At 53.2% G+C, this 2,605-nt stretch carries 2 pseudogenes; both read right to left on the minus strand.

Going from position 1 to position 2,605, the window contains the following annotated elements:
• Positions 1-325: 325 nt before the first annotated feature.
• Positions 326-448: pseudogene (locus GA0061070_RS25770) on the minus strand (MFS transporter AraJ); the annotation flags it as partial.
• Positions 448-2,511, minus strand: a pseudogene (gene fdnG, locus GA0061070_RS24250) (formate dehydrogenase-N subunit alpha); the annotation flags it as partial. The pseudogenes fdnG and GA0061070_RS25770, both read right to left, overlap by 1 nt.
• Positions 2,512-2,605 lie beyond the last annotated feature (94 nt).

Below are 2,605 nucleotides of genomic sequence, written 5' to 3' on the forward strand. Positions count from 1 at the left end.
GGGCTTTACGCATAGCGATCTCCTTCGTTGGAAGATTGATTATGCCGGATGCTCTCTAAATATGAATGGCACGATTATGCGGGATACTTACAGAACATGCAGACAGCGTCAAAGTCACCGATACGTTTTACCTTGATCAGAGCTATTTTCCGGCGTTGCTGTTTGGACTGGTTGAGATGATTACATTACTGGCAGAACTGAGCAGCTTTCGCGCTCCTTATCATTGGTGCGCATAATGTATATTATGTTAAATGCAGTCTGTCGTTTATTTAGTTCATAACCGCCCGCAGACTACGATTAATCATACATTTCCCCTCCTCCAACTTGGTTTTTTCAGGAAATGAAACTGTTCGCGCAGGCGGCTTTCGGTGTTATCAAACAGCGCCGGAACCCAAAAGATCACCGAGACAATCACGGCAATGTCGAACAACGAAATCAGCAAGAAGGTTTCGCATCCCACGGTTTACCCTGAATGTCAGCCGACGCGCGGTTATAGAGCACGCGGCGGTTGAGCGGCCAGGCCCATGCCCAGCCCAGCGTATTACCCAGTCCGGAAGGATCGGCATTATCGCGGTTGGCCATCTGGTTACCCTGCTCTGTCCAGCTACCGCTGTAGATCCAGCAGGATGACGCGGTTGAGCCGTCGTCACGCAGCAACGCAAAGCTGTTCAGCAGTTGCCCTTTCTTCGCCAGCAGTTGCCCGTTGGCATCATAGAGATCCGCCAGCGCGTAGCCGTTATTCTCTTTCGCCACCTCTTCCGAATGCGGGTTGTGCGGCTGGCTATAGTTCCAGCTCATCTTCAGCAGCGGTTCTGCGCCTTTACCGCCTTCGGTGCGGTACATCTCGCGCAGACGGTGATAAATCCCGGCGAGAATTTCCCCGTCATTCAGCGCTTCACCCGGCGCATCCTGGCCTTTCCAGTGCCACTGTAACCAGCGACCGGAGTTGGCAATGGAGCCGTCTTCTTCGGCAAAGCAGGTCGACGGCAAACGGAATACTTCCGTCGCAATGGTCGACGGATCGACATCATTCATTTCGCCATGGTTCTGCCAGAAGTTAGCGGTTTCGGTCACCAGCGGATCGATAACCACCATATATTTCAATTTACTCAGCGTACTGACGACTTTGTTTTTATCCGGGAATGAGGCTACCGGGTTAAAGCCCTGGCAGATGTAGCCGGTCACATCGCCTTTCGCCATCATATTGAAATACTTGATAACGTCATACGACTGATCCCACTTCGGTAGCCAGTCAAAGCCCCAGTCGTTCTCCTTCTGCGCCGCGTCGCCATAGAATGATTTCATCAGGCTGACGAAGAACTTCGAATAATTGCTCCAGTAGTTAACCTGATCCGGCAACAGCGCTTTCGGCGTATTGGCCGCAAGATACTGTTGCAGAGAAGCCTGTTTTTCCGAAGGCAGCGTCAGGTAGCCCGGCAGGCTGGTCGAGAGCAACCCTAAATCCGTTAGTCCCTGAATGTTCGAATGGCCGCGCAGCGCATTCACTCCGCCGCCCGCCATCCCCATATTGCCGAGCAGCAACTGGATCATCGCCATGGTGCGAATGTTCTGCGCACCGACGGTGTGTTGCGTCCAGCCGAGCGCGTAGAGAAACGTGGTGGTTCTGTCTACCGCGCTGGTTGAGGCCAGCACTTCACACACTTTCAGGAAGTCTGCTTGCGGCGTACCGCAAATGTTTTCGACGGTTGCTGGCGTATAGCGATCGACATGCTGTTTCAGCAGATTCCATACGCAGCGCGGATGGCTGAGTGTGTCATCACGTCTGGCATAACCGTTCTCATCAAACTGATAGTTCCACGAGGTTTTATCGTACTGACGCTTCTCTGCGTCATAACCGCTGAACAGGCCGTCTTCAAAGGCAAAATCGTCGCGCACCAGTAATGCGGCGTTGGTGTAGTGTTTGACATATTCGGCATTGATCTTATTGTTTTCAATCAGGTAGCGCAGCACACCTGAAAGGAAAGTAATATCCGTCCCGGAGCGTATTGGCGCATAGATGTCCGCCACCGATGCCGTGCGCGTAAAGCGCGGATCGACAACGATCAGCGTGGCATCATTGTTATTTTTGGCTTCCATCGCCCAGCGGAAACCGACCGGGTGGGCTTCAGCGGCGTTACCGCCCATCACCATCACCACGTTCGCGTTTTTGATATCAACCCAGTGGTTGGTCATCGCACCGCGACCAAATGTTGGAGCAAGACTTGCTACCGTTGGTCCGTGTCAGACGCGCGCCTGGTTATCTACCGCCAGCATGCCGAGGGAGCGCACAAATTTCTGCGTCAACATGCCGGTCTCATTACTGGCTGCCGAAGCACAAAGCATACCGGTGGAAAGCCAGCGATTGACTTTCACGCCCGCCGCGTTGTTTTCCACGAAATGCGCGTCGCGATCATCTTTCATTAACCGGGCTATACGGCCAAAAGCCTCGTCCCACGAGATGCGCTGCCACTTATCGGAACCTGGCGCGCGATATTGCGGGTAGCGCAGACGCCCCCTCTGTCAGGATAGTTGTCACCCCCATCGAAAATACTAATGACAGGATGGGAACAGATCGTGAAACGAATTTCACCAGAACGTAAAGCTG

The sequence above is a fragment of the Kosakonia oryziphila genome, assembly GCF_900094795.1.
Lineage (GTDB): Bacteria > Pseudomonadota > Gammaproteobacteria > Enterobacterales > Enterobacteriaceae > Kosakonia > Kosakonia oryziphila.